We start from the raw sequence: 446 nt of genomic DNA, 5'->3' as shown, positions 1-446 counted from the left end.
GGGGCCTGGAGCGTTCTGCGTAATGCCGACAACAATAACGATAGGCTATCAAGCTGGGCGAGAAAAGTGACTGAACGTCGCGGTAAGCACAAAGCAGTTGTTGCTATAGCCAACAAGCTCGCTCGAATTATCTGGTCCGTACTTTATCACCAGCAAGAGTATCAACCAGGCTAAAACAAACGAGTTCACACCACCAGGCAAGTAATGAAAATGAATTAACAGGTTAAACCGGCCTTTGCAAACGCTGATGATCACGCAGGAGTTTAAACTCCGTAGGGACGATAAGCAGCAGAGGCGCGGTTCTCATTTGGGCCAGAAGAGCTAAAGATATCTTCAATAAAAAGGCCGGATATACGTAGGCAGCTTAATCCGTTAATACATTAAAATTGCATGCCAAACGGTGGACTTTTTTGAGGTGTACATATATGTGATCCTTGAAGCCGGTG

The 446-nt window shown here is 45.7% G+C and carries 1 pseudogene; it reads left to right on the top strand.

Annotated elements, in window-relative coordinates:
* A pseudogene (locus AAY72_RS16765) lies at positions 1-174 on the top strand (IS110 family transposase); the annotation flags it as partial.
* Between the last annotated feature and the right edge of the window lie 272 nt (positions 175-446).

Source organism: Alishewanella sp. WH16-1 (assembly GCF_001441695.1).
GTDB classification, from domain to species: Bacteria; Pseudomonadota; Gammaproteobacteria; order Enterobacterales; family Alteromonadaceae; genus Alishewanella; species Alishewanella agri.
Note: the sequence above shows the minus strand (reverse complement) of the source record. Positions and strands in the feature narration are given on the sequence as shown.